Genomic DNA, 26,330 nt, shown 5'->3' with positions numbered 1-26,330 from the left:
GCTAAATATTCAATGAAGTTATTTTATACTCAAAAACGTCTCGTTTCCAGTCTGATTCATAATTTTATTAAAAAAAATCACAGGTCGATGTAATGTCTCTTTACCATCAGTTGTCATACTAATATTGAAAAATATTATATGAAACACTGGTCTTTTAAAAAATGGAACACCGTACTGGGATGGTTCCTTTTCGTTATTGCATTAATTACTTATTTCTCTACGATGGAGCATTTTCTGAGTTTCTGGGACTGCGGGGAATATATTTCTTCAGCGACTAAGCTTGAAGTGACCCATGCTCCGGGTGCGGCCTTATTTCAGATTGCAGGAGCTGTAGCCGGAATTTTTGCCTTTGGAAATACTGAAAATTATTCAATAGTAATCAATGCAATGTCAGCACTTTTCAGTGCATTGACGATTTTGTTCCTTTTCTGGACCATTACGCATTTTTTAAGAAGGCTTTTAAATAAAGATTTTGAAGACATTACCAGGCACCAGGAGATTTCAATTCTGTTTGCAGGTGCTATTGGAGCTCTGTGTTTTACATTTTCAGATACATTTTGGTTTTCGGCGGTAGAAGGAGAAGTATATTCAATGGCTTCTTTATTTATTGCCCTTGTGGTCTGGCTGATTACGAAATGGGAAAACGAATATAAAGCTGCTGACAGTGAAAGATGGATTATTCTTATTTTCTTTATTCTCGGGCTTTCGGTGGGAGTACACATGATGTGTATGCTGGCTATTCCAGCCGTTTGTCTGGTGTATTATGCCAGAAAATATACATTTAGCTGGAAGAGTTTTATCTGTGCTAATCTGATAACACTTGGTGTGCTTGCATTTGTTTTTAAAATTATTTTCCCATTGATTATGACAATGTTCGGACAATTGGAAATTTTCTTTGTGAACGGTTTAGGACTTCCTTTCCATTCCGGAACTGTTGTCGCTTTTATTTTGATGGCAGCCATCTGTTATTTGATGATTAAATATGCAGGGAAAGCAAAAAGAAACATCTATCAGACCATTGTTTTATCTGTGGTGTATATGATAATAGGCTTTTCGTGCTGGATGGTTATTCCGATCAGGGCAAATGCCAATCCGCCAATGAACCTTAATAGTCCTGATACGGCTATCGGAATGAAGGATTACTACAACAGAGAGCAGTATGGAGACTGGCCAACAATTTATGGACAGAATTATACAGCCGCCCTTGACAGAAAAGGGTTGGAAAAGAATGAAGATGGAAGTTACAAAAGGAAAATAACCGGAGATACTTATGAAAAGGACGAAAAAACAAAGTCCTACAGGAAAACAGGTGAGAGGTTTAGCTATGTCTATAATAAAGCCCATATAAGCTTTATGCCAAGAATGTTCAGTGAGGACAAAGAAGTGATGGCTAATTATATTTCAATGTACGGAGCTCCGGATTTTACATTCAACGATGGTAATGAAGATGTGGCAGACAATCCGCAGGCTAAGCAGATCTTTAATGAACTAAGGGCAAAATATGAAGATGATTCTATTACAGTAGAAGATTATATGAAAGTAAAACCTTATGATCTTATCAATGTACAAAAGCCTTCTTTTGCCCAGAATATGGATTATTTTATCTCCTTTCAGAACGGGTATTATTTTGTAAGATATCTGATGTGGAATTTTGTGGGAAGACAGAATGATTTACAGGGACATTTGGAAAATACCCATGGGAACTGGATTTCAGGATTCTCTTTTATAGATAATGCTTTATTGGGGAGTCAGGATAATATGCCGGCTAAGTTTAACAATGAAAGTACTGTGAAATTCTTTTTTCTGCCACTTATATTGGGGCTAATTGGTTTCTTTTTCCAGCTGAACAGAGATTTTGGAAGATTCTATGCGATTCTTTCACTGTTTGTTATTACCAGTATTGGAATTGTTTTTTATACAGGTGTGAAACCTTTTGAACCAAGAGAAAGAGACTATGCAATGGTAGGTTCGTTTTATGCTTTTGCGATCTGGATCGGACTGGGTGCAGGAAGTATTCTTTGGTTTATTCAGTCCAAAATAAAATCTAATACAGCCAATATTGTACTTGGAGTAATCCTGTTGGGAATTCCTTTCATGATGGGCTTCCAGAATTATGTTCCACACGACCGCAGCAAGAAATCCGCAGCTTATGATTCTGCCCATTCCTTTCTGGCATCACTGCCTAAAAACGGGATTGTTTTCTGCTATGCTGATAATGATACTTATCCGGTTTGGGGGCTTCAGGAAACAGAACGATTCAGGGATGATGTAAAAACGGTGAATTTTACCATGCTGGCCACTCCATGGAATATTGATCAGGTAAAAAGAAGAACCTACAATGCAATGGGAATTCCGGGGGAATTAAAACATGAAGATTACCGGGATGGGGTAAATGACCAGGTGTACCTGATGAAAAAAGAAGACTGGGAAGGGATATTTACCATGTTAAAAGAACAGGGAGCGCCCGATACAGAATTTCAGGAATTCAGAAAATTCCTGACTCAGGATTCAATGACGGTAAAAGAGGCTATCGGGTTTCTGAAATATAAATCTCCTGCAAAAGACGAGCTCCTGAAAATGTATTTCGGGGAGAAAGAATATGAAAGATATAATATTATCCCGGTCAATAAATTCATTCTTCCGGTGAATAAAGACAATGCTGTAAAGTCTGGTATCATTAGTCCGTCTGATCTTGCGGATACTGTGGATCAGATTCCTATTAATTATGAAGCGAATACTCTTTATAAAAGTCATCTCATTATGCTGGATATACTTGCAAATTTTGATTGGAAACGCCCAATCAGCTTCTCATCCGGAGGAATGTATGACAGTGAAAACATCTTTTACCTTGATGATTATCTTCAGTTTGACGGCTTTAGTTATAAGCTGGTTCCTATCCGTACTCCTCAAAGTCCCGATGGCGACAAAGGCAGGGTAGATGCTCATTCGTTGTATAACGTGGTGAAAAATTACAAATGGGGCAACTTTAAGGATCTTAGCATCCATTATGATGATACGGGAATATCTGATATTATGAGCTATAGAATGTCCGTGAGCAGGGCGGTTTCTGCATTGATGGCGGTTGGTGAGAAAGCAAAAGCTTCAGAGTTGCTGGGCCTTGTAACGAAGGAAATTCCTGCTGAAAAATACAATGATCCCCGTTCATTAAGCTCGATTGTTACAGCTTACATTGTTGCAGGCCAGGAAGAAAAAGGGCTTCAATTGGCTAAAAATCTTAAGAAAGATATATTTTCTGAATATGACTATTATTTGGGACTTTCTCCTAAATTCCAGGCTGCAGCCAGAAGACAGATGAGATCTAAGCCTATGGAATATAGTCTTGTTGTTTCTGCAGTAACGGAAGCATACAGAAAACTGGGACAGAATGAAAAGGCTCAGGCTTATCTTCTAAATTCCGTGGAACCAATAGATAAAAAGTTCAATATTTTTATCAGCAGACTCCAGCAGATGGATAAAGAAAAAGCAGCGAAGGAATCTGAAAAAGTTCAGCAGATAGCTCCTTTTTATCAGTATTTATTCAATGTAATGGAACCTTTTGATTCTACTTATGCAAAGAAGAAGGAAGAGCAGATCACTACCGCAATCATTAAAGCTACACAATAATAATCATTAAGATCAGACAGGACTTTCAGAATAAGGATTTTGTTTTTATAGTTTCGTTTTAAAATCTTTTGATTTTACCTTATACGATTCTGAATCCTGTCTGCTTATTGGTCTTTTAATAAAGAGGCTGTCTCAAAAGTATTGTTTTTTACTTTTGAGACAGCCTCTATCTTACCCGTATTTCAGATAAGTAAAAAAAATAAACGAACAAACAATATAATGATAACTATAAACTGAAATTGGTAACCAGATAAAATGCTCCCCATGCTGCAAAAACAAGCGCAATGATCCATACCCAAACCGGTATGGTACGTGGATTTTCACTTCCTTTGATAATAAAGCTCTGGTTCTTTCCTGTATCATAGGCATTAAGCATTAAAGGAAGAACACCATTTACAGTTTCCTGGTCAGAAAGCCCTTCCAGGTGAATAATAGGACCGTTCCGGACATTGAAATGAATAATTTTTAATCCTTCTTTATTTCCAAACTTGCTGATTATCTTTAAAGTATGTTCTCCATCTGTAAGCTTGGTCGTATCCAGATTAAAAACGATAGGAGTCTGAAGTTCAGCAATCGGGTCAGGTTCTTCATCTATATAAAGAAAAACGGTGGCATTGTGCTTTCCCATTTATTTCAGATTTAAAAATTAAGGACATTATTTTTGATATGCTTCTTATTCTTTTCGCCTGGTTTGATGAGAAACTTTAGCGAATAAAATAGGGTAACCAGTGTAAACAGGGCCATTCCACCCACGATGAACCAATCCCAGCTGGATTCAGGACCCGGGCCGTGGGTGAAATTTCTGGTGATTTTAGGCTGTTGTAGTTTACAGGCATCACAGGCCTGAAAATAGTTTGTCCATAATATCAGTATTGGCAGTATTATATAATGTATCTTTTTCATATCATTTTATTTTATCCATGATTGTTTTTACTTCTTCAACAGTAACTTTCTTACCGTTGTTCCCCCAGCCTGTTCTTTCGTGATTGATAAGGGCTGCCACATCTTCAGGCTTGAAATTGGCATTGGTTCCTACAGGTGGCATTTCTCCGAATTGAGGGGCTAAACCATTATATCCTTTCATAATAATGGTAACATACAGCTCCAGGTTGTCACCTAAAACTACTTTATCACCTTTCAATGGAGGAAATGCTCCGGGAACGCCTTCTCCGGTAGCCTGATGACAGGTGGCACAGTTGGCTGCAAATAATGCTTCTCCATCCGGGAGATTATCACCTCCGGCAGTTCCATTAGTTTTTTTCTCTTCTTTTTTGTACAGGAACTCCCTTGTCGGAATACTTTTAGGAAGCTCCGTCTGTTTAAGGCTAAGCAGATAAGCCACCAGATCACTTGCATCTTTTGACGGAACTATCTTACCCTTAATTTTCCTTTTAAAAGCATCGGGAAGACTGATCTCCTTATCTCCGGGATCTAATTGTTCTTTGATGAGAAACAGCCATTGATATGAAGGCATTATGGATTGTGGAACGACTGACCTTGGATTGAAAAGGTGAGAATACTGCCAGTCTTTGCTGGATTGCCGTATGCCAATATTGGTAAGATCTGGACCTGTTCTTTCGGTCCCCATCAGGGTAGCTGTATTCTGAAATAGATTCAGCCTTTTGTTTCTCGCGTAATCTACTGCCAGACTTGGGCGGTTTCCGAATACCTGATCCATATCCACATTACGGACCTGTTGGGTATGGCATGCCACACAACCTTCACGAATATAGATTGCTTTTCCACGGCTTTCTTCTTCTGTGAGTGCTTTACTTCCCTGCAAAGGCTGATATACTTTCTGGTTGTTCAGAGCAGGAAAGATGCATATAATCAGTGTCAGAAAAAGGAAAAACGCCAGTGCTGAAGAAAAAAGTTTCTTATGGTCATTAAAGAAGTCCATTATAATGCTTTATTTTGTTGGGTATGTATGATATCTAAAATCTCTGAAGGGGTTTCCGGAATTCTGATTTCTTTCCGTGGACAGATCATCCTGTAAAAGTTATAGGCAAAAATGATATGTGATATCCACATCATGGTTCCTCCGATAGCTCGCCATAACCAGAAAGGGAACATTTTTATCACACCTTCAAGAAAAGGCTTCTTATCCATCCAGAGTATGCCTTTTTCGGTGGAACCAATCATCAGGGAAATAGTATATACCAGTACTCCGATCAATGCCATCCAGAAATGGAGTCCTACTGTGAGGCTTGGCGGCTCATGAGAGGTAAGTCTCGGAACGAGTGTATAAGTAAAAGACCATAGCATAAAAGTAATGATTCCGTACATGGTCAGATGGGAGTGAGCGACTGTAAAATCTGTGAAATGCCACAAAAGATTAGTTGTTCTGAAAGCTTCAGCCGTTCCCTGCATTGACCCGGTAAAGTAAAAAATTACAGAAACCACATAAAAAGGCAATACATAGCTGAGCTTTAACCTGTGCCATGATCCGCGTATGGTCATCATAAAGTTAACACTTCCTGCAGCTACAGGAATCACCATTCCTACACTGGCTACAATAGCCACTGTCTGCATCCACCATGGAATAGCACTGAAAATAAAATGATGGGTCCCGATCAGGGTATAAAATAAAATCTGTGTCCAGAATGCCAGAATACTCAGGCTGTATGAATATACCGGGCTGTTAAGTTCCTGTGGCAGAAAATAATACATTAATCCCAGATTGAAAAACATGAACCACATGCCAACCCCCTGATGCATAAAGTAGCCCTGTGTTATCGTTTCTCCGAGGCCATCCTGCCAGAATGGGAGATAGGCGACGAAAAGGATGACCACTACATACATCATAGCAGAAACCACATACCAGTTGGAAACATAGATATCTTCCGTTTTTCTGAATTCGATGGTTTTTAAATGATTATAAATGCTGATCATAATTCCTATAGCAAAAAGAATCATAACAGGCCAGATATATTCCCGGTATTCACCACCACTGTTGTTAATCCCTGCCATTAGGCAGATGCTTCCGAGAAATACGGCAGAGTTCATCAGTATTAAAGACCAGTATCCGATCTTAAGGTTGAAAACTTTGGTATTTCCAACTCTGGGAACTACATAATAAGAGAAACCAAGCATAGCCATAGAAGCCCATCCCCAGAAAACCATATTGGTATGAACAGGACGCAGCCTTCCGAAACTCAGCCAGCTGAGATGATCCGAGTCTGGCGCTACAAATTTTATTCCCAGATATTCTCCCACCGTAGTTCCCATGAAAAGCCAGAAAACGGCACATCCCAGAAACCAGAGAATGAGCTTTTTTTCATCCTCAGGAACCGAAATTTTTCCGCTTTCTTTTCTTTTGCTCTGAAGAAACCGGATGTCATGAATTTCATTAGCCTGATCTACCAGGCCACGTGGGTCTTTTACATTTTTATTCAGACTGAGCTCATTCCCGGAAAGCTGAAATTCAAGTTCTTTTTTACGTTCTTCTAAAGCGGTAACTTCTTGTGGTGGTAAACTTTCCAGATGTTTGTAAATCCTTTTCAGTTCCCTTTTTTTAAGAGTGTTGGAAATCATTCTGTTCACTTTTATCAAAATCAGAATGAGAGCGAAGATGATAGGCAGCGAAATAAGAATAAGGGTAATTTGTAAGCCTGGTTCATTGAGAAACTCGTCCATTGCATAAGTTTTAAGAAATTCTGTTTCCTAAAATTACAATGAATACAAATTTTACTGTTATGATCTCAATCACAATCAGATTCTTAATTTAATAGTAAATTTGTCTGTTTATTATGTTAAGGAGATGTTCTTTTTCCATCGCTTTAATGGTCCGGATTACAGTTTCAACCCGTAAGCCTGTAAGATCGGCCATTTGCTGACGAGTTAAAGGAATAATGTATTCTGTTTCAGTTTCTTCTGTGCAGTGAGTTTGCTTAAAATAATCCATTAATACTTTAAGCCTGATCGCAGGGTCTTTTGAAAAAATATGCTGGGACATGATCATTTTATAATGAAGTCGCCGTGAAAGATTTTCGTTGATCTTCAGTGAATATTGTGGATGTTCTTTCAATATCTCAAAAAAGTTTTTGGAAGTAAGCTGGCAGATGGTACAATCCGTTAAAGCTATGGCATTTGTAGGATAAACCTCATTGATGAAGAGAAAAGCCTCACCAAAGGACTGAGGAGCTTCAAAAATATTCTGGATAAATTCCCTGCCGTCTTCGCTGAAATTATTCAGTTTTACCTTTCCGGAAACAATCTGAAAATAGAAGGTACTTTTCATCCCTTCTTCGTAGATGAAATCACCACATTTATAATCTTTGCTTATGCTGCCATATTGCTTTAAAAGGTCTTCGGGAATCATAGTTTAAATATACAATATTAAAGGAGATGATTGGAGTGAATGGATAGGAAGGAGGCTGGAAGAGGGAAGTCCTTTTAGTTTTCAATTTTAACGGAGCCAACTGTATTGAAGTATTATGATTTTTCTATTCAAAAATCACTTTTAGTGGTTTTCTCCGTATAACAGCAATTTCCAGCCTCCTTCTTCCGGCCTCCAGCTGAAAACAATTATTCAGAAAACTGTTTTTCCAGTTGGATAGCTTTTGGAAAAAGGATATTATTTTCCAGATGGATATGTTTGTGAAGATCATTTTCAAATTCCTGAAGCATGGCAAATGCTACTTTATAAGTATGGCAGGCATCAGCAGGAGGAAGAAATTCATTGGTAATCTCAGCGATCTTTCTGAAACGGTCTCCTTCAACACTATGCTCATGTTGCATCATGTTCACCGGGTTTTCTACAGTCCCGAATCCAGGTCTTGTAAGATCTCCACCGGATATTTTAGCCTTTACCATATTTCTTACAAACGGAAAGAGAATGAGTTCTTCTTTTTTCATATGAGCAGCCAGATCATGGGCTGATTCACGAAACAAAGTATTAACCTCGAATAATTCAGGATGTCTGTCGCCATGTACTTTACATAATTTATCAAGAAAAGTTTGTAAAACAGGAGTTTTTTCCTCCACATAACGATGGTGAGACTTTTCAATATAATCTGTCAGAAGATCCAGAGGCCAACTGCTGAAGTCTATGGCGGTATCATTATTTTTCGGAAGTGCATCCAGTTCTTCATAAATTTTTTCCGGATTCAGTTTTTTATTCTTGCAGGCTTCCTCAATGGTTCTTCCTCCTTTACAGCAGAAATCAATTCCGTATCTTTTAAAAATGGCAGCTGTTCTGAAGTCTTCCGCTACAATATTTCCGATAAAATCTGTTTTTGTATTCATATTATGGGGCGTTTTATTGATTTAAATTGTTCTTATTTTTTTAATGATAAAATGTATTTTACCATCAGTTTTGCATTGTCTTTACTCATTCCGTTATGAGGGGCCATTGGAATGTCTCCCCAGTTTCCTTTTCCGCCTTCAATAATTTTATTTGCCAGCATATCGATATCTGTTTCGGTATATTTTGCAGCCACCTCCTGATAGGATGGACCTATCAGTTTTGCATCAATTTTATGACAGGTAATGCAGTCTGTCCCTTCAATTAATTTCAACCCTTCATCTATGGCGTTTGCACTGGTTGTTACAGGAACAGGAGGTGTTTCTACAGGCTGAGCGGGCTGTTGGCTAGAATATGGATCTGCCTGTGGAATAGGAGTTGTTTCGGGTTTTGAACAAGATAGCAGGATGGGAGATAAAGCCAGGATTATTGCGGTATTAAAAAAAAGTGTTTTCATAATGAGTATTATTTATAATTATTTTTTCTGTGCAAGAATGACTACCGCACAAAGGCAGTTATTATGCTTTTTAAAGACCCTTCTCATTTGTAGAATCCGGGAACGGATTTTAGGCTGTATGATGATATTTCCGGCAATTTTCAGAAATCCGGAAAGACCTTCATCACTGATGATCCTTTGCAGTTCCAGAAGGTGCATAGGAGCTGTTTCCGTTTTTAAAATCTGAAAACCTTCTTTTTTCAGTAATTGTGTCCATTCGGAAACTGTTAATGGGCGGGTATTTACCTTTAGGCTTAAAGCCAGTTCTTTCTGAATCTGTAATTTCACATTTTCATCCAGACTATCAGGTGCCAGAGCTAATTCATGGATAGCATAATAGCCCTTTGGTGCCAAAATTCTGGAAGCTTCCCTGATAATTTCCGATTTCCTGTGGTCACTGTGCATACTCAGCATAGCTTCACCATATACTTTATTTGCAGATTGTTCGGCTAGATCTGAATGTGCTGCATTCCCCAACTTAAATTGAGCTGCTGTATTTATAAAATTCTTTTTCAAAAGATCAACAGCTTCTTGCTCTGCATCAATTCCTGTATAGGATTCCGGATTTTTCTTCAAAGTGAGCTTTGCTGTAAAACCAATGCCCGGGGCAAACTCTACGATTCGGTCATGAGAATTGATATCCAGCATTCTCAACATTTTCTGAGTCAGGACTAAGCCGCCTGGCCGCAAAACTTTTTTACCGATTTTAGCTAATAGCCAATGGGCAGACATTTTTTCAATAGCAGCTGTTTTCATTGGGTGAGGTTTTAAATTGTAACAAACAGATAATCAATATGAACACCTGTTAAATTGAGTTTTATTATTGTTATTAATATATTAAGATCTTTTTATCTTTTATTATGATAATTTTTTTAGGTTTTGAGGTAGGTTAATTCTAAATCCAGATTATCCACAAACATTTGTATTTTAGATGTTTCAAGCATGATGCGAAGATCCTGCCTGATACTTTTGAACTGTTCATGAAGTGGACATGGGTGGGTTTCTGAACATTGATCAAGACCTAGTCCACAACCCGTAAATAATTTATCACCGTCTATTTCCTTTACAATATCAGCAATACTTATATTCAGATTTTGAGGATCCATATAAAAACCTCCGTTTGGCCCTTTTGCCGATTGTACAAAACCTTTTCTGCTCAGATCCTGAAGGATTTTTGCAATAAAGTGTTCCGGAGAATGAATGTTTTTCGCAATATCCTTAATCCCGACCCTGCTGTCATTTTTATACTGCTGGGCAATGTAAATTAATGCTCTTAATGCATATTCGCAGGTTTTGGAAAACATTGTATCTGATTTTTATAGGACAAATGTATGAACTTATTTTAAATAAAAGACAAAATTATCTTTTATTTTTAAAGGACTTGACAAAGATCGTTCAAACACGAATTAATGGATGAATAAGTGAAAGATTTTAATCACTTTAGTTATTCTAAATAATTGCCAACTAATTGGGAGTTCCCCTTATATTCTCTGAAATATTGAATTTTACGGAGATATCAATGGAAAGATCGTATATTCTACTTCTTTGGAGGGATCTCAAATTATTTACTTGACCCGTCACCTCCTAATGATAAAAACAAATACATCAAAATGCCTTACTGCTTTTCCGAAGATCAGATGGTCTGGATTGTGTAAATTCATGAAACGTATCACTGAAGGCGCTGATCGAGCTATAGCCCACATCATCTGCAATTTCATTAATGGGTTTGTCTGTATTCAAAAGGAGCTCAATAGCTTTGATGATTCTTAATGTTTTCAGGTACTGAAGAAAGGAGATATCCATGTCAGCTTTAAACAGGCGGGACATAGAGCGTTCACTCAGCCCGAACCTGGTGCTTACATTGGTAAGTGTCAGTTTTTCTCCCATATTCCATTCAAGATAAGAGACTATTTTCATCATCTGTTTGTTATGAGTGGCAGGAAGAATAATAGGTAGGGGCTGCTTATGGGTTTTAGGTAAGATTTTTTTTAAAGCCACCAGAAACTCAAAGTTTTCATCTTTATAGGTGATGTGTTTTTCGTCCCACATTTCTGTGTATTTAATCATCTGGATCAAAAGTTCTGATGCCGGATAAATTCCCAGTTTTCCATAAAACGGATCTGAAACATCATCATGAGCATAAAAATAAAGTGAACGAAGAACGGTAGCGGTATGCCCGACCTCTAAAATATGTTCCATTCCCTCCGGGATCCAAAAAAAATGTCTGGCGGGTACCACATATGTCCGGTTGTCAATCGTAATATAAGCAATACCACCTTCTACATAGCTTAACTGTCCTTTGGTATGTTTATGAAAAGGAATCAGTTTCTCTGATTTTTCGTGCATGACAAATACACTTTTATCATGTCTGTCGATGTCCGGAAGCGCTGCAATTAATCCCATATCAAAACTAAAATACTGTTGAAAATGCAAATATAATCATTTGGCCGGAATCATGTAAAAGTTGACTATTTTAGATAAATAAAATTTGCGGATTGCCAATAAATTTGCAGTGCAATAATTCGAAAAATTCAAATGAAAATTTATGTCACCGGACTGCTGATGCTAGGAGTTTCCTATACAATATCGGCTCAGACAGGCAGTCCACGAAATGATACCATACGGATCTCCCTGAAAGACGCATGGCAAAGAGCTGAAGAAAACAGCCGTCATATTAAAATCAATACCATCAATGTAGACATTGCTGAAGCCGAAGTAAAAGACGCCAAACGAGAGCGACTTCCGGAAATACAGGTCAAAGGATCTGCTGAAAAAGCTTCCAATATCCCCATCTATGAAAACGGAATTTTTTCCAAACCTACCCAACATGAGGTCATCCACACTCTTTACAAAGTGGGAGCCGATTTTTATCTGAACATTTACAACGGAAATAAACTGAATCTTAAGATCAAAGAGAACCAGACCCTTCAAAAGATTAAGAATATTCAAAAAGATCAATCCATTTCCGATATTCATTACAAAACAGCCAGTCTTTATCTTGAACTTCAGAAAACACTAATCTTCAGGGATCTTATTAAGCAGGATATCAAAGATCAGGAAATACAGCTTAAAGAAATCAAGTCTTTATACAAAAACGGTGTGGTGTTGAAAAGCGATGTTTTAAGGATAGAGCTTGAACTTTCCAAACGTAAAATGGCTTTGGTGACTATTGAAAATGATATTCTGATCGCCATGCAGAAACTGAATATTATTTTAGGCGTTCCAGATGAGCAGATAGTTATTCCGGAAGTACCCTATAATCAATGGGATGCCAATACAACCTATGCAGAATATCTGAAAATGGCGTTGGATCATTCATTTGATTACCATGTTTCAGAACAGCAAACGGAATTGAGTATTCTTAAACTGAAGCAGGTAAAGGCCAATGTAAGGCCCAAAATCGGGATGTACGGTGAATTTTATTATGCCAACCCGCAGATTTTCCTTTATCCCTACAATCCTTATTGGTATTCATTGGGAATTGTTGGTATTAAGGCTTCATTTTCAATATCCTCACTTTATCATAATACCAATAAAGTAAAAGCAGCCAAACTAGAATTTGAAAAAGAAGAAGAGGCCCATAAGGATACGGAAGATAAGGTAAGACAACAGGTAAAAGAAGCATATCTGAGGTATCAGGAAGCTCTCGAACAGATTAAGGTTGCTGAAACCAACGTTGTTCAGGCCAAAGAGAATGCTCGGATTATTAAAAATACCTATTTCAGCCAAACCTCTCTTATCACAGAACTTTTGGATGCCAATATACAGCTTCTTCAGACAAAATTTGAACTTGAAGCAGCAAAGATTATGGCACAGAACAATTATTATTTACTACAAAATATTACAGGCGTTTTATAATACAATGAAAAAGAAATATACTCCCACCGATAGGCTGATCACAAAGATCACAGGATGGATTTCAGTTTTAATCGTTGCTGCACTTGCTGTTTGGGGCGGTTTTACTCTTAAGAATTATTATCGATATGAGCAGACGAATGATGCTCAAATTCAGGAATATGTAAACCCAGTTATTTCAAGAGCAGGCGGATTCATTGTAGCCGTAAAATTTGAGGAAAACCAGGAAGTTAAAAAAGGAGATACCCTTTTACTGATTGATAACAGGGAATATGTTCTTCAACAAAAGCAAACTCAGGCAGCCCTTCAGAAAGCACGTGCCCAGCTGAAAGTTCTGGAAAGTAATACCAGCACTACGTCAAAAGAAGCTGCCTCAGCTCAGGCCCAGATAGATGCCAATAAGGCAAAAGTATGGAAACAACAGCTTGATTATAACCGGTACAAGAAACTTTATGATGAAGAATCTGCTACTAAACAGAGACTGGAAGATGTAAAAGCTACATTGGACGTGAACGAAAGTGATTATAAATCTTCTCAGGATGATTATGCTGCATCTGTTTCTAAAATACATGATATTCAAGCTGAAAAAACAGTGGTTTTGGCTGAAATTGCCAGGCTGGAAGCATTACTGGACCGTCATAAGCTGGATGTAAGCTATACAGCAGTAGTCGCTTCATATGATGGAAGAATGGGACGAAGAACTGTTGAAGTAGGGCAAATGATTGATGCTGGAGAAACGCTAGCATTCATCGTTAATAACGAAACGGATAAATGGGTGGTTGCCAATTATAAAGAAACCCAGATTAAGGATATGAAAATTGGAGATCACGTAAAGATCGTTGCAGATTCTTATCCTGATAAGGAGTTTCAAGGGACTATTATTTCTCTTTCACCAGCAACAGGTTCAAGTTTTTCATTATTGCCACCTGATAATTCTACCGGAAACTATGTGAAAATTGTTCAGCGTATTCCTGTCAGAATCAGAGTGGATGGAAAAAGAAATGAAATTGACGTTCTGAAAGTAGGAATGAACGTAAATGTATATGCTAATAAAAAGCATTCCTAATGGTTAAAAGACAAATGCCCTTTTTTAAAAAATGGGCTCCGGAATGGCTGGTAAAAATTATACTTTTTTCCATGACTTTACCGGGAATCATCATATTTTTCCTGCCTCTTACCAATATCAATGCAGCAGCAGGATATTATGGTGGTGAACCTGCTGATATTCAGTTTTCAGTAGCGTTGTTCTATGCGGGTTATGTAGGGTTTTACAGCCTGGAAAGAAGATTTTTCAGTTTTCTGGCTGCCAAAGAGTATTTTCTTTTATTTACAACTTTGCAGATCGTTGCGTGTTTGACCTGTTATTTTACCCGGGAGATCTATGTACTGTTTCCTGTCCGTTTTATTCAGGGAATGTTATTTGCCGGGAATGTTAACCTTTCACTCACCCTGATCTTTACACGATTAAACAGTGAAAGGGGAAGGGAAATAAGTTTTTCTGTGTTCTTCGGTATTCTGATCTGTGCATTGCCGTTTAATAACCTGATTACAGCAGATCTTATTGATTCTTACAATTTTAATATTGTTTATAAAACTGCCATTTTTTCGTATCTGCCGGGTCTTATTTTCCTTACTATGGCCATGACGAATTACAGACCTAATGTAAGATTTCATTTGTATAAGCTGGATTGGCAGAGTTTTGCGGTTTTCAGTGCAATTTTGGTACTGGTAGGATATATAGCTATTTTCGGACAGGAATATTATTGGCTGGAAGATCACAGGATTCTGGGGAGTGTAATCGGAATCATTGTATTGGCAGTAATTTCAATTTTCCGTCAGAATTCAATTAAAAGATCTTATATAGATCTTCGGGTTTTCAGATACAGAAATTTTAAAGTAGGGTTGCTGATTCTTTTTGTCATGTACATTTGTCGTTTTGCTTCAGGAATTACGAACAGCTTTTTTGCTACAGAGCTGCACCTGGATCCGTTTTACATTTCCTATATTAATATTTTCAACCTTTCAGGGTTGGTGTTTGGCGTTATCATTGCCTGTTGTATGGTCCTGCAGAAAAGAAATATACGCTATATCTGGGGACCCGGTTTTTTAATGTTGCTTCTGTTTCATGTATTGATGTATTATTCTTTTGATGTTCAGGCGGATGAATTTAATTATTATATTCCTTTATTTCTTCAGGGATTGGGAGTGGGATTGATTATGGTCCCGACTATTATTTTTATTATTTCATCGGTTCCTGCTTCTATTGGACCTTCAGCAGCTGCAACAGCACTGGCAATACGTTATTTCGGGTTCTGCGCCAGCATTGCATTGATTAACTTTTTTGAACTTTTTGAAAAAAGCCGCCATTATAATGCTTTTCAGGATCATTTAAGTGCTGTAGATCCTTCTGTGAAAGATTTTCTTCATAAACAGACTGCTAAACTTATGTCTAAAGGAATGCTTGAAGATCATGCTGTAAAAGCATCTAATAAACTTTTAGTCGGAAGAATGAATGCTCAGGGACATGTCCGTTTTGCTATGGATTATTACGAAATGATGGTATGGCTTTTAGCAGGTACATTACTGTTGATTATCCTTTTCCCATACCTGAACCGTACTGCTCTTTATTTAAAATCCCGCAGGTTATCTCCTGCATAAAATGTAAACTATTCATCCCATTATTATGAAAATAGCCAAAATACTTTCAATATTGTCCTTACTTTTTTTCTGTTTATCATGCAGCAATGATGATAATATATTTCATCCTAAAACAATAAGAATCAATGAATATGAACAGTATATGTCGTTACCGGAGCAACATCTTTTTATAAAGATTGTAGATCATGAAAATTCAGGTGTTATGGCAGAAACAGAGCCTTTTCAAAGTAACCTTCATTTACCGTTGCTTCTTAAAACAGAGCATGTGTCGGATATGAATTTATATGCAAGACCCTATCGTGTGGAACTTTGGGGAGATATTTCAGGATTGATCGGAAGTTGCACTGTGAAAATGGATGATTACAGGATTACATTTCCTATTGATATGGAGGTGAAAAGTAATAGTCTTGAAGTTGCTATTCAGGGAAGCTGGGAATAAGTAAAAGAAAAATAATGGAAGAAATCAGATTAGTGAATGAAGTCGTTACAGAGCTCTTGGACAGTGGGTATTCTGCCAATTTTGGACTGATGGAATATCTCAGTTCTCTGAAGCCTGTTAAGGAAATAGCTGATATCTCCGGATCGGATTTTAATATCGATGGAGTCTACTGCTGTCATGAAAATGAATACAATTCTGAAATTGTGTATGTTTTTGCAATCTCATGTGCGAAATATGACTTAAAAGGGATTTCCACCTCTATAAGTATTGTTGACAATTCGTTTTCTTTTTCAGAATTGTTTGAAAAGATGAAAGAAATGTACAGGAGAATTTTTTAGATTTTAAAAGTATAGCTTGTTTAGCTAATTTTATAGTGAGAGTGCTGAGACTGTCTTTAAAGGCAGTCTCTTTTTTTCTGATTAAAGTGAAAAATGAAAAATGGCCGAAAATGTCTGTTTTTTGTCATTGCAGCCATTTGACATTGTCATTACATTTGCATGATACAGATTGAGATATGGAAAATGCAGAAAAACAGGGAAAAATAAAAAATATAGTTCTTTTGATCCTACCAAAGGTTCAGCTGCTGGATGTTGCAGGTCCCTGTGATGTGTTTACATCAGCCAATCTCTTTTTGCCGGATGATAAAGCTGGATTACAGTATCAGGTTCATTTGATATCCGGGACTTCAGACAAGGTAATATATTCAGGTTCAGGAATTCCTTTAACCTGCAGCCGTACTATTTATGATATTGATTTTCCAGTAGATACCTTACTGGTTGCCGGTACTGATCTTAGAACACTAGATGAAGTTAATCCCGATCTTTATACTTATTTGCAGAATACAATAGGAAGCGTAAGACGTTTAGGATCAGTTTGTGCAGGAGCATTTATTTTAGCAAAAGCTGGATTGCTGAACGGAAAGCAGGTAACTACGCATTGGAAATATGCCGATATTCTGCAACGGACCTATCCTGATTTGGAAGTAAATATCAATCCGTTTTTTATCCGGGACCGGGGAATATATACTTCAGGAGGTGTTTCTTCCGGAATAGATCTGGCACTGGCCCTTTTGGAAGAGGATTGGGGTAGGCTTCTAGCCTCAGAAGTCGCCAAACATCTGGTATTGCATTTAAAAAGGGCAGGAGCACAATCCCAGTTTGGAAATGCTATTGCCGATTATGAAATGTTATCTCCTTTCACAAAGGGTATCAGAGATTTGCTTAAAGATAAATTAGGCCAGTCCATCAGCATAGAATTTATGGCTGAATCTGTGCATATGAGTGTCCGTAATTTCTCCAGGGTCTTTTTGAGGGAGTCAGGAGTCACTCCTGGTAAGTTTCTTGAAAAGATGAGGCTGGATCAGGCAAAGGATATGCTGGAATATACAGAGATGAGTATCGAAATGATTGCTGCAAAATGTGGTTTCGGAAATATAGTCTCCCTCCGGCGGTTATTTTTTAAATACCTTTCCATTTCTCCGGCACAATACCGGAAATCCTGTAAAGGAACAGGGTAATTCTCTTTACTTTTTTGTATTCCACAAGGTTGATAATTGATTATCAACAAGGAAATCTACGTCTTAAAAAATATTAATCTTTAAAATATAATTATGAATCAGAAACAACAGAATGGGACAATGAATATAGCATTTTTGATTTACGATCAGGTAGAAGCGCTGGATCTGAATGGTCCGTTGGATGTCTTTATTAAGGCAAATGTAGTATCTGCCGGAAGCTATAACTGCTATACTGTAGGAAAAACCAGAGATGCGATACATATGGAAGGAAATACTATGGCTGTGATTCCGTCATATGATATACAGACCGTTTTGCAGCCTGATATGATCGTAATTCCGGGAGCTAATCCTGATTATGTGATGGAATACCTGCAGGATGATGATTTTCAGAATACTGTAATGAGCTGGATAAAAGATCAGTATCGTAAAGGAACTATTATTTTCTCAGTTTGTACAGGAAGTATGCTTTTATCTAAAACCGGCATATTGGATAAGCATGAAATTACCACCCATTCTATGCTGCTGGATACTTTGGAACAATATAATCCGAAAAGTATTGTGAAAAGAAATGTCCGGTTTGTAGATCAGGAACAACTGATTACTACTGCAGGAATAACTGCAGGAATAGATGCAGCCCTATATCTGGTTGAAAAACATCACGGGAAAGAGCTGGCAGATACCATTGTGACGCTTTTTGAGTACCAGCAACGGGAATTTGAACACTGATATATTTACAAATTATAGGTATTCATAAAGATTATAGATCTGCGCGATCTGTACAAGAATTTAAAAGTTATCGAAATTAAAATGATATGATGGGTAAGGTTTCGGCGGGCCAAAGGCCCGCCGAAACTGTTTTATATAATGTCAAACTTTATACAACCCCGTTTTCCAGGATAGAGAATGTCTGATCAATACAGTTGATTTCTGCTAATTTTCCATAAGGAATGGTGAAAGTAGGGCAGGTATGCCCAAAATCCATCTGTGTAATCACCGGAAGATCATCTAAGCCTTCTTCGTCCAGAACTTTCAACAGCTCAGTTTCATATTCTTCAGTATAGAGGTTGTCATAAGGCCGTCCGAAAATAATTCCTTTGGCATTTTTCAGAATTCCCGTTACTGCGTAATTTCGGAGCCAGTATCTGATATAATCAGGGGTTGGTTTGCCTTCTGATGTTTCAAAAAACAGGATAGAGTCTTTCCAGACTTCAGAATCTGGCCAATAGTCTGTTCCTTTAAGCATTTCCAGTACTTCCATACAACCGCCAATCAGTGGTCCCTGTACAATAGAATTTCCTCTGATAAATCGCCATCCGGTGGAAGGAGTTAATTTTCTTTTTACATCCTGAAGGGAAATATCGAACCAATCAAGGAATTCAGTAGTCCAGCCTTCATCATTTGGATGAACCTGTCCGATAGCAGCAGGAGAGAACAGAGTTCGTCTGATATCATTGATCTGGTAGTCATGCATAGCTCCGTTCTCTGCAAAACCAACCAGTAGGGAAGTCCCATAGAATGAACTTAAACCAGCTTTCAGGCATATAAAATGAGTAATGGTACTGTCGGAAAAGCCGAGAAATATCTTGGGATTGTTTTTAATAATATCAAGGTCAATATATTTCAGCATCCGGATACTGTCATCACCGCCAATATTTGAAATAATAGCTTTTACAGATGGATCCGAAAATGCTTCCATAAGATCATTTGCCCTGGCTTCCGGATTATTATAGAGCCATTGGGCAGATTGTAGGGAATGCTTAGTTTCAGTAACTTCCAGATTGAAAATCTGATTCAATCGTTCCTTACCTTTTAAATATCGGTGTGGTAAATCTCCGGCAGCACCCCATGACATAGAAATGCTTGCCACTTTATCACCATCGGATAATCTTTTGGGAGTAATTAATTTCATAAATAAAAATAGAAACTGTGATTTTGAGATGATTTATTTATTGAAAAGATAAATTAAGAATAGCGCTGTATGGCACTTTGCCCAAAAATAGAACATCTTTATAAGAAATACAATAACAAACGGCAATAAAGTAATGAAGTGGCTTTTATTTGAATATTTACAGATTTTGATTCAGAAAGAAATTCTGTGAAATTTAAACAATCCGATGTCAGGGTATTTTTTTTATAAAATAAATTACATAATTAATTTATAAACAGATGTTTGCTGATTTAGAGTAAAAATTTATGATAAAAAAGCTAAAAAAAACTTGGGTTTAAAGGAGATTTTTCTATCTTTGCAGTCCCTTAAACAAAGGGATTTACTTAAAAAAGTAAGTGACCGACTCGGTAGCTCAGCTGGTAGAGCAATACACTTTTAATGTATGGGTCCTGGGTTCGAATCCCAGCCGGGTCACAAACTAAAAAACTGCTGTTTCAGTGGTTTTTATCTTAAAAAATATTTACTTGAAAAAGTAAGTGACCGACTCGGTAGCTCAGCTGGTAGAGCAATACACTTTTAATGTATGGGTCCTGGGTTCGAATCCCAGCCGGGTCACAAATAAAAAGAACTACTGTTTCAGTGGTTCTTTTTTATTTTGTCAACTATTTTTGATAAATATATTTCCTTACAATTCCTTTATTATTTCTTTTTTTAGAATCAGGCTCAAAACTCCAGACTAGCAAAAGATTTAGTTTACCTGAAGAGAGAAAGTGATTGTCTTTCCTTTCTCTGAATTGCAGGGTGACTTCATTATTATAATCTACAATTAATACTAGTATATTTATATCCATAAAAATTATTAAAAGTCCATGAAAATAAGTGTATGCTTAATTGTTAAAAATGAGGAGAAATTTTTAAGCAGATGTCTGGAAAGCGCAGCAAAATTTGCAGATGAAATCATTATAGTAGATACAGGATCTACGGATAGAACCAAAGAAATTGCTGAAAAGTTTACAGAAAAAGTTTTTGATTTTGAATGGATTAATGATTTTTCTGCTGCCCGTAATTTTGCATTTTCTAAAGCGACTATGGACTATCAGATGTGGCTGGATGCTGATGATGTTATCCCGGAAAAATCAGTTAGGGAAATTAATGATCTGAAGGAAACATTGAATGATGATATTGAGATTGTCACAATGAAATACGTTTTGTCATTTGATCAAAACAATAACCCGGCTTTTTATTCAACGCGTGAGAGATTATTCAAGAAGAGCAAAAATTATCAATGGATTGAGCCTGTTCACGAATGTATTCCTTTGATAGGCAATATACACTATACTGAGATTGAAGTCTGGCATAAAAAAGAAGAATCTAAAGTGATTTCAACAAGAAATATTGATATATATAGCGCTTTAGAAAAGAGTGGAAAAGAATTTTCTGCAAGACAGCTGTACTATTATGCAAGAGAATTGAAAGATCACAATGAAACAGATAAAGCAATAACTTTTTTTGAAAAATTTTTAGCATCAGAATCAGGCTGGATAGAAGATGTAATTACCTGTTGCCAGCAGTTGGCTGTTGAATATAAAAAAAATGGTGTTAAAGAAAAAATCTTACCCACTTTACTGAAAAGTTTCGAATATGACATTCCCAGACCGGAAATCTGTTGTGAATTAGGCTATTACTATAAAGATAAACAGGATTATAATCAGGCTTTTAAATGGTTTGATCTGGCGACAAGACTGCCAATATCTCATTCGGTAGGTTTTGTATTTTCTGATTATTCAGGATATATACCTAATATTGAAGCCTGTGTCTGCCTGTCTTTTTTAGGTGAGTATAAAAAAGCTGATGAATATAATGAAAAAGCTGCTCTTTCAAGATCGGAATGTCCTTCTGTAAAGCAAAATAGAGACTACTTAAGAAAACTTATCTAGCTGTTTCAAGGCTTTAAAATGAAATGAAATGGTAGAATGATTAAGAAAAATGTTATATGATTGATATAGTATTTGTATTTTTAATCATATATTAATATGGTTGTCATAATATAGTTATGTATTTGAATAATTGAAAAACTAATAATATATACATCTATATGATATGAAAACTACATTTTTTACACTTTCGTTATTTCTTGTTAGTTTCTCTATTCAGATTTCTGCACAGGAAATTGTAAATACTAGCGGTAATGATATGTCAGGGACCACAGGCAATGTTGCAGCTTCTGTTGGCCAAAGTTTTTATGAAACCATAACTTCTTCTGCAGGAAGTGTTGCTGCTGGTATTCAGCAGCCCTATGAAATCATACCGACATTAGGAGTCGATATTGTTGAAATCAATTTGAACCTTGCTATTTTTCCCAATCCCACAACAGATATTCTTAATTTGAAAATCGGATTTAAAGATTACAGTAAATATCACTATGATCTTTTTGATGGCAGTGGTAAATTACTGACAAGCCAATCCATAACTCAGTCGCAAACTCAAATTACAATGGCACCATATCCCGCTTCAATTTATTTATTAAAAATATCAAAAGAGGGAAAGAATGTCAAAATTTTTAAGGTTCTAAAAAACAAATAAAATATAAAAACTAATTACCTATGAAAAAGCTTTCCATTCTAGCAGCCTCTTTAACTTCTGCTCTGATGTTTTCACAAGTGCAGGATGCAATGAGCTATCAGGCTATTATTAGAAATTCAAGTAATCAATTGGTAAGTAACCAAACTGTAGGAATGAGATTTTCTATATTGAAAGGCTCCACAGCAGGAACTGTAGTATACTCAGAGACGCAATCTCAATCTACCAATATGAATGGTTTAGTAACTGCAAAAATTGGTGCTGGGACTTTAGTAAGTGGCTCGTATTCTACCATTAACTGGGGAGCAGATATTTACTTTATAAAAATGGAAACAGATCCTAACGGAGCAAATAATTATACCATAACAGGAGTATCACAGTTGCTAAGCGTGCCTTATGCTTTATATGCAAAAACTTCGGGAAGTTCTGTTCCTGGCCCTCAAGGTGCTACCGGTGCTCAAGGTATTCAGGGAATTACTGGTCCGACAGGAGCTGTTGGTGCTCAGGGGTTAGTAGGAGTTACTGGGGCTACTGGCGCTCAAGGTATACAAGGTATTCAGGGAGCTACTGGTGCCGCTGGTGTTCAGGGTATACAGGGAATTACCGGTGCTCAAGGTATTCAGGGAATTACTGGTCCGACAGGACCTATAGGAGCTCAGGGGGTAATAGGTGCAACAGGAGTTACAGGTGCCCAAGGTATCCAGGGAGTTACCGGAGCTACTGGGATTACCGGGGCTGGATTTTCTAATGGAACCACTGGAGGACAACTCATTTTGACTAATTCATCAGTGCCTTTTTCACCTGGAACTCCTGTGAATATGAGTGGAGATGCCACTATAAATGCTTCTGGTACATTAACCATTGGCACCAATAAAATAACTACAACCAAGATAGCAGATGCTTCTGTAACAGTAGCAAAAATAGCGACCACTGCAGGTACTGCAGGTTCTTCTACTTATCTTAGAGGCGATGGAACCTGGGCTACGCCAAGCAGTAGTGGCGGAACACAACTGCTAACAGGAACTAATACTGTGACTATGCCGGGAGCTAGTACACCGAATTCATTTACAATAACGGTCAATGGAGCAGCAATAGGGGATGCGGTTATTGTAAACCCTTTAGGCAATATTCCAACAGGAGATTTCCCCCCAATCTACATTGCTAAAGTAACATCCGCCAATACGATAACTGTTTATATGTATGATGCTGGTTCTATTGCGGGCTTATCTTTTTCTTTTAAAGCTACAGTAATCAAGTAAGGTTAATTTTTTATAAAAATGTAAAATCACACCTCCGTGCTGTCATAAATACAAAGAACTACTGTTTCGGTGGTTCTTTTTTTATTGTATTCCCACCTAATAGTCACGTATATTTGTACTGTGCTACAAAATTGAATCAGGAATATGAAATTCATTCACCAGATCGATCCGTCAAAGTTTGCCTTTTTTGAACTTCAGCGCTGCCAGAATCCTTATATGGAGAATTCTCGGCGGGCTGACTTTTTTGAAATGATTTGGTTTAAGAATGATCCGGAAACCAGTGACGGAGATTCTATGTATTTAATTCCTTTGTATCGTTCTGAAAAAATAAGTTTTGAAAATAAGGAGGGCTATGTCATAGCCTTCAAAAGAGAATATCTGGAAGAAGGTGACAAGGAGTTTGCGTTGGATGTTTTCAATCTTTTCAATATGTATGGGCAGTACACTCATCTTCGTTTGGATAATGATGTTGTAGAAATACTTCAATACCTCAGAATATTGATTGAGAAAGAGTATCAAAACTCAATGGGAAGTTATCTGGTTCTAAAATCATTACTGAAAGTCTTTCTGCTAAACCTGATTCGTGCAAGTCAACACTATTTTTTGAACCAGGATATCCATCAGAAACGGGTCTATCAATTCATTATGTTGATGGATGACTATTATAAAACTGAACGTAAAGCAGAATTTTATGCTTCAAAAATGGGGATCAGTGAAAAACGGATTAATCAGATTCTGAAGGAAAAAATGAATAAAACCCTTACACAGCTATTACACGAAAGGGTCATTGTAGAGGCTGAACGGATGCTGATTTCAGGAGAATTGACCATAAAAGAGATTGCATTCGATCTGAATTTTGAAGATCCAGCCTATTTTTCCCGGTTTTACAAAAAACAAACAGGACAGACTCCCGAAGAATTCAAAAAACATAATGCCTGCCTGTAAATGTAGGCATACTTTTAACTTTTCAGATCCATTTTATGTTTTACAGTTCAGGTGCTGTTGGGTAATCAGATGATCCTGAATTTCCAAATTGTACCGGTGGATTAGAAAATAATACTGCTGTCTCAGGTTCTTGCTGATTTAAATTTGTACATCAATCAATAGTTCAGAAAACGAGTGGGGAAGAGGCAAAATAATCCTTACTGTTAGTTCTTCAATTGAGAGATCAGATAATCTAATTAAAATATCAGGTATGAAACCAACAAAAAAAACTGAAGAAGTCATGTTCAGGGATATCAATGCTCTTTTATCTCCTAAACCCTTAGCCTTGGAAGCAGGAATCAGGAGATTAGAGAACGGGATGCTCCACATTGCTATGAGAAATGTTCTGCACAATTGTAAAGGAAGAATGCTGGATTGGTGGTTCAAATATTTTGAAACAACGGCAGACCTTAAGTTATGGCACCCTCATGACCATGTGAAACACGGTGGATGGGATAGCAAATGGATCAAAAATAAAAATTATATAGGGGCTACCATACATGCTACAGAATCTCTGGGTGATATCCCTCCGGTGTCTGCTACTATAAAATTTCATGATCCTGCAGAAATATTTAATGTGGATATCTTGAACCAGGCTTATGCTGATGGGGCTGTGAGTGCAGTGGTGTATGCAAGGATAGGCTTTGGTGAAGATACACTTTTAGATGATAACGGTGATCCGGTGGATGGTTATATGTTCCACGTAGTCAGGGATACGGTGCAGGGTTCTACCTTGAGAAGTCATTTTTATCTTGGTGCATTAATGGCAGATAGTGAAAATCAGCTGCCGGATGAAGTTGGATTCGGGCTTATGGAGCATTGTTATAGTGAATTTACTTATCTGGCCCAGGTTCTTCCTTCTCTTTATTATGCTGAAAATAAGAACGGGGACAAAGCGCCTCTTCTTTGGTAATTAAGATAAATTTTTACAATAGAATTATGAGTACGCAATGTTCGCTTTACATTGCGTTTTTTATTGCAAATTATTTATTATCAGAAATTTGAGTTTTTACCTGAGTTAAGATCAGTGAAAATTATTAATTCATATCAGGAATGAAAGATATTTTTTTTAGCTAAAAAGCTTGTGGAAGCTTGGATTTAAAGGATTTTTTTTTATATTTGCAATCTCTTAAACAAAGAGATTTATTTGAAAAAATAAGTGACCGACTCGGTAGCTCAGCTGGTAGAGCAATACACTTTTAATGTATGGGTCCTGGGTTCGAATCCCAGCCGGGTCACAGATCAAAAGAACTACAAAGCTGTAGTTCTTTTTTTGTTTTTATATAGTATATTTCATAACAATCTCTGAAGTATCGTTTAATCCATTTTCATTGCTAACGTCTTTAAATCCATTCTTTTTGTATAGCTGATATGCTGAATGATTGTTAGCAGCGACCTCTAAATATATTTCATTGACAGTAAACTTCTCATTAGCCTCATGAATGACAGCCTGCACAAGGCCGGATCCTATATTTTTTCCCTGAAAGCCTTTCTTTACATACATTTGGTAGATGCTTGCGGAGTTGTTTTCATTTTTAACAAATATACAAATGCCAATCAGTCTTTGATCAGCAAAAGCACCGAAGGCAACCTTTCCTGGAATTTGATTTTCAATATTGATTTCCATGCTGAGTTTTTCGGTTTTCAGGGATTCCTGATAACTGGCTGCAAAGGAATCAGGGAACTGTTCCAGGCTTTCCAGACGGATGTCCCTGTATATTTTACTTTCATGAGCCAGAAGTTTCCGATATTCAATATTCATAGTTGATTTTTATAATAAAAAGTT

At 37.1% G+C, this 26,330-nt stretch carries 25 protein-coding genes and 3 tRNA genes; 16 read left to right on the top strand and 12 right to left on the bottom strand.

The features are described from left to right. The first annotated feature begins 138 nt into the window (after positions 1-138). Entirely contained in the window at positions 139-3,624 is a 3,486-nt protein-coding gene (locus tag DRF65_RS19285; RefSeq protein WP_115972377.1) for a glycosyltransferase family 117 protein, read from the top strand. Between the two features lie 226 nt (positions 3,625-3,850). Here the strand turns inward: DRF65_RS19285 and DRF65_RS19280 are convergent, their stop codons facing one another. The 10 genes from DRF65_RS19280 to DRF65_RS19235 all read right to left on the bottom strand — a co-directional run bounded on the left by DRF65_RS19280 (position 3,851) and on the right by DRF65_RS19235 (position 11,768). Next, positions 3,851-4,252, bottom strand: coding sequence for a cytochrome C (locus tag DRF65_RS19280; protein WP_115972376.1), 402 nt, complete (start codon positions 4,250-4,252; stop codon positions 3,851-3,853). A gap of 11 nt (positions 4,253-4,263) precedes the next feature. After that, complete coding sequence (locus DRF65_RS19275) at positions 4,264-4,527, bottom strand: hypothetical protein (RefSeq protein WP_115972375.1); 264 nt, start codon at positions 4,525-4,527, stop codon at positions 4,264-4,266. A 1-nt stretch (position 4,528) separates the two neighbouring features. Next, positions 4,529-5,524, bottom strand: coding sequence for a cbb3-type cytochrome c oxidase subunit II (locus tag DRF65_RS19270; RefSeq protein ID WP_115972374.1), 996 nt, complete (start codon positions 5,522-5,524; stop codon positions 4,529-4,531). After that, positions 5,524-7,260 carry a cbb3-type cytochrome c oxidase subunit I gene (locus DRF65_RS19265; protein ID WP_115972373.1) on the bottom strand — a complete coding sequence of 579 codons (1,737 nt, stop codon included), beginning with the start codon at positions 7,258-7,260 and terminating at the stop codon, positions 5,524-5,526. Before DRF65_RS19265 ends, DRF65_RS19270 begins: the two co-directional genes overlap by 1 nt. 88 nt (positions 7,261-7,348) lie before the next feature. Continuing rightward, positions 7,349-7,945, bottom strand: a complete 597-nt coding sequence (locus DRF65_RS19260) for a Crp/Fnr family transcriptional regulator (RefSeq protein ID WP_115972372.1) — start codon at positions 7,943-7,945, stop codon at positions 7,349-7,351. 206 nt (positions 7,946-8,151) lie between these two features. After that, on the bottom strand, positions 8,152-8,871 hold the full coding sequence (gene ric, locus DRF65_RS19255) for an iron-sulfur cluster repair di-iron protein (RefSeq protein ID WP_115972371.1): 720 nt from the start codon (positions 8,869-8,871) through the stop codon (positions 8,152-8,154). A 32-nt stretch (positions 8,872-8,903) separates the two neighbouring features. Then, on the bottom strand, positions 8,904-9,326 hold the full coding sequence (locus DRF65_RS19250) for a c-type cytochrome (RefSeq protein WP_115972370.1): 423 nt from the start codon (positions 9,324-9,326) through the stop codon (positions 8,904-8,906). Between the two features lie 18 nt (positions 9,327-9,344). Then, entirely contained in the window at positions 9,345-10,121 is a 777-nt protein-coding gene (locus tag DRF65_RS19245) for a class I SAM-dependent methyltransferase (protein WP_115972369.1), read from the bottom strand. Positions 10,122-10,237: 116 nt separating this feature from the next. Then, positions 10,238-10,669: an RrF2 family transcriptional regulator gene (locus tag DRF65_RS19240; protein WP_115972368.1), complete on the bottom strand. Its 432-nt coding sequence runs from the start codon at positions 10,667-10,669 to the stop codon at positions 10,238-10,240. A 301-nt stretch (positions 10,670-10,970) separates the two neighbouring features. After that, the gene (locus DRF65_RS19235; RefSeq protein WP_115972367.1) at positions 10,971-11,768 is read right to left on the bottom strand and encodes an AraC family transcriptional regulator; all 798 of its coding nucleotides are present in this window, start codon (positions 11,766-11,768) and stop codon (positions 10,971-10,973) included. 132 nt (positions 11,769-11,900) lie between these two features. On the opposite strand from DRF65_RS19235, the gene DRF65_RS19230 reads away from it, so the two are divergent. The 7 genes from DRF65_RS19230 (at position 11,901) to DRF65_RS19200 (ending at position 18,559) form a co-directional block, all read left to right on the top strand. Further along, the gene (locus DRF65_RS19230; RefSeq protein ID WP_115972366.1) at positions 11,901-13,223 is read left to right on the top strand and encodes a TolC family protein; all 1,323 of its coding nucleotides are present in this window, start codon (positions 11,901-11,903) and stop codon (positions 13,221-13,223) included. 4 nt (positions 13,224-13,227) lie between these two features. Then, a complete protein-coding gene (locus DRF65_RS19225) occupies positions 13,228-14,286 on the top strand; it encodes an HlyD family secretion protein (RefSeq protein WP_115972412.1) in 1,059 nt (352 codons plus the stop codon). Next, complete coding sequence (locus DRF65_RS19220; RefSeq protein WP_115972365.1) at positions 14,286-15,878, top strand: efflux MFS transporter permease; 1,593 nt, start codon at positions 14,286-14,288, stop codon at positions 15,876-15,878. The genes DRF65_RS19225 and DRF65_RS19220 overlap by 1 nt, the downstream gene beginning before the upstream one ends. Positions 15,879-15,930: 52 nt before the next feature. After that, positions 15,931-16,317: a hypothetical protein gene (locus DRF65_RS19215; RefSeq protein ID WP_228438803.1), complete on the top strand. Its 387-nt coding sequence runs from the start codon at positions 15,931-15,933 to the stop codon at positions 16,315-16,317. Between the two features lie 14 nt (positions 16,318-16,331). Continuing rightward, complete coding sequence (locus DRF65_RS19210; protein WP_115972363.1) at positions 16,332-16,655, top strand: hypothetical protein; 324 nt, start codon at positions 16,332-16,334, stop codon at positions 16,653-16,655. A 176-nt stretch (positions 16,656-16,831) separates the two neighbouring features. Further along, positions 16,832-17,833: a GlxA family transcriptional regulator gene (locus DRF65_RS19205; RefSeq protein ID WP_115972362.1), complete on the top strand. Its 1,002-nt coding sequence runs from the start codon at positions 16,832-16,834 to the stop codon at positions 17,831-17,833. Positions 17,834-17,926: 93 nt separating this feature from the next. Continuing rightward, positions 17,927-18,559 (top strand): DJ-1/PfpI family protein, encoded by a 633-nt coding sequence (locus DRF65_RS19200; protein ID WP_115972361.1) that lies wholly within the window; start codon positions 17,927-17,929, stop codon positions 18,557-18,559. 148 nt (positions 18,560-18,707) lie between these two features. Here the strand turns inward: DRF65_RS19200 and DRF65_RS19195 are convergent, their stop codons facing one another. Beyond that, positions 18,708-19,742 carry a S66 family peptidase gene (locus DRF65_RS19195; RefSeq protein ID WP_115972360.1) on the bottom strand — a complete coding sequence of 345 codons (1,035 nt, stop codon included), beginning with the start codon at positions 19,740-19,742 and terminating at the stop codon, positions 18,708-18,710. Between the two features lie 380 nt (positions 19,743-20,122). Between DRF65_RS19195 and DRF65_RS19190 the strand changes: the two genes are divergently transcribed. The 8 genes from DRF65_RS19190 to DRF65_RS19150 all read left to right on the top strand — a co-directional run bounded on the left by DRF65_RS19190 (position 20,123) and on the right by DRF65_RS19150 (position 25,782). Beyond that, positions 20,123-20,195, top strand: a tRNA-Lys gene (locus DRF65_RS19190). A 68-nt stretch (positions 20,196-20,263) separates the two neighbouring features. Further along, a tRNA-Lys gene (locus tag DRF65_RS19185) sits at positions 20,264-20,336 on the top strand. 254 nt (positions 20,337-20,590) lie between these two features. Beyond that, on the top strand, positions 20,591-21,658 hold the full coding sequence (locus tag DRF65_RS19175; RefSeq protein ID WP_115972358.1) for a glycosyltransferase family 2 protein: 1,068 nt from the start codon (positions 20,591-20,593) through the stop codon (positions 21,656-21,658). Between the two features lie 163 nt (positions 21,659-21,821). Further along, complete coding sequence (locus tag DRF65_RS19170) at positions 21,822-22,304, top strand: T9SS type A sorting domain-containing protein (protein ID WP_115972357.1); 483 nt, start codon at positions 21,822-21,824, stop codon at positions 22,302-22,304. Positions 22,305-22,324: 20 nt separating this feature from the next. After that, positions 22,325-23,560 (top strand): collagen-like domain-containing protein, encoded by a 1,236-nt coding sequence (locus DRF65_RS28305; protein ID WP_123947393.1) that lies wholly within the window; start codon positions 22,325-22,327, stop codon positions 23,558-23,560. 144 nt (positions 23,561-23,704) lie between these two features. Beyond that, positions 23,705-24,505 (top strand): helix-turn-helix domain-containing protein, encoded by an 801-nt coding sequence (locus DRF65_RS19160; protein ID WP_115972356.1) that lies wholly within the window; start codon positions 23,705-23,707, stop codon positions 24,503-24,505. Between the two features lie 250 nt (positions 24,506-24,755). After that, a complete protein-coding gene (locus tag DRF65_RS19155) occupies positions 24,756-25,457 on the top strand; it encodes a DAPG hydrolase family protein (protein WP_185148475.1) in 702 nt (233 codons plus the stop codon). A 252-nt stretch (positions 25,458-25,709) separates the two neighbouring features. Further along, positions 25,710-25,782, top strand: a tRNA-Lys gene (locus tag DRF65_RS19150). A gap of 41 nt (positions 25,783-25,823) precedes the next feature. Here DRF65_RS19150 and DRF65_RS19145 read toward each other — a convergent pair. Then, positions 25,824-26,306, bottom strand: coding sequence for a GNAT family N-acetyltransferase (locus DRF65_RS19145; RefSeq protein ID WP_115972355.1), 483 nt, complete (start codon positions 26,304-26,306; stop codon positions 25,824-25,826). Positions 26,307-26,330: the final 24 nt, after the last annotated feature.

The organism is Chryseobacterium pennae, from assembly GCF_003385515.1.
GTDB lineage: Bacteria > Bacteroidota > Bacteroidia > Flavobacteriales > Weeksellaceae > Chryseobacterium > Chryseobacterium pennae.
This window is presented reverse-complemented; position numbering and strand designations above follow the sequence as displayed.

Bases quoted from the DNA above. Each gene is read 5' to 3' on its own strand.
- DRF65_RS19200 (WP_115972361.1), top strand. From the start codon at position 17,927: ATGAATCAGAAACAACAGAATGGGACAATGAATATAGCATTTTTGATT.
- DRF65_RS19280 (WP_115972376.1), bottom strand. From the start codon at position 4,252: ATGGGAAAGCACAATGCCACCGTTTTTCTTTATATAGATGAAGAACCT.
- DRF65_RS19155 (WP_185148475.1), top strand. From the start codon at position 24,756: ATGAAACCAACAAAAAAAACTGAAGAAGTCATGTTCAGGGATATCAAT.
- ric (WP_115972371.1), bottom strand. From the start codon at position 8,871: ATGAATACAAAAACAGATTTTATCGGAAATATTGTAGCGGAAGACTTC.
- DRF65_RS19245 (WP_115972369.1), bottom strand. From the start codon at position 10,121: ATGAAAACAGCTGCTATTGAAAAAATGTCTGCCCATTGGCTATTAGCT.
- DRF65_RS19210 (WP_115972363.1), top strand. From the start codon at position 16,332: ATGGAAGAAATCAGATTAGTGAATGAAGTCGTTACAGAGCTCTTGGAC.
- DRF65_RS19175 (WP_115972358.1), top strand. From the start codon at position 20,591: ATGAAAATAAGTGTATGCTTAATTGTTAAAAATGAGGAGAAATTTTTA.
- DRF65_RS19240 (WP_115972368.1), bottom strand. From the start codon at position 10,669: ATGTTTTCCAAAACCTGCGAATATGCATTAAGAGCATTAATTTACATT.
- DRF65_RS19275 (WP_115972375.1), bottom strand. From the start codon at position 4,527: ATGAAAAAGATACATTATATAATACTGCCAATACTGATATTATGGACA.
- DRF65_RS19230 (WP_115972366.1), top strand. From the start codon at position 11,901: ATGAAAATTTATGTCACCGGACTGCTGATGCTAGGAGTTTCCTATACA.
- DRF65_RS19250 (WP_115972370.1), bottom strand. From the start codon at position 9,326: ATGAAAACACTTTTTTTTAATACCGCAATAATCCTGGCTTTATCTCCC.
- DRF65_RS28305 (WP_123947393.1), top strand. From the start codon at position 22,325: ATGAAAAAGCTTTCCATTCTAGCAGCCTCTTTAACTTCTGCTCTGATG.
- DRF65_RS19195 (WP_115972360.1), bottom strand. From the start codon at position 19,742: ATGAAATTAATTACTCCCAAAAGATTATCCGATGGTGATAAAGTGGCA.
- DRF65_RS19225 (WP_115972412.1), top strand. From the start codon at position 13,228: ATGAAAAAGAAATATACTCCCACCGATAGGCTGATCACAAAGATCACA.
- DRF65_RS19220 (WP_115972365.1), top strand. From the start codon at position 14,286: ATGGTTAAAAGACAAATGCCCTTTTTTAAAAAATGGGCTCCGGAATGG.
- DRF65_RS19265 (WP_115972373.1), bottom strand. From the start codon at position 7,260: ATGGACGAGTTTCTCAATGAACCAGGCTTACAAATTACCCTTATTCTT.
- DRF65_RS19235 (WP_115972367.1), bottom strand. From the start codon at position 11,768: ATGGGATTAATTGCAGCGCTTCCGGACATCGACAGACATGATAAAAGT.
- DRF65_RS19270 (WP_115972374.1), bottom strand. From the start codon at position 5,524: ATGGACTTCTTTAATGACCATAAGAAACTTTTTTCTTCAGCACTGGCG.
- DRF65_RS19170 (WP_115972357.1), top strand. From the start codon at position 21,822: ATGAAAACTACATTTTTTACACTTTCGTTATTTCTTGTTAGTTTCTCT.
- DRF65_RS19285 (WP_115972377.1), top strand. From the start codon at position 139: ATGAAACACTGGTCTTTTAAAAAATGGAACACCGTACTGGGATGGTTC.
- DRF65_RS19260 (WP_115972372.1), bottom strand. From the start codon at position 7,945: ATGATTCCCGAAGACCTTTTAAAGCAATATGGCAGCATAAGCAAAGAT.
- DRF65_RS19145 (WP_115972355.1), bottom strand. From the start codon at position 26,306: ATGAATATTGAATATCGGAAACTTCTGGCTCATGAAAGTAAAATATAC.
- DRF65_RS19160 (WP_115972356.1), top strand. From the start codon at position 23,705: ATGAAATTCATTCACCAGATCGATCCGTCAAAGTTTGCCTTTTTTGAA.
- DRF65_RS19205 (WP_115972362.1), top strand. From the start codon at position 16,832: ATGGAAAATGCAGAAAAACAGGGAAAAATAAAAAATATAGTTCTTTTG.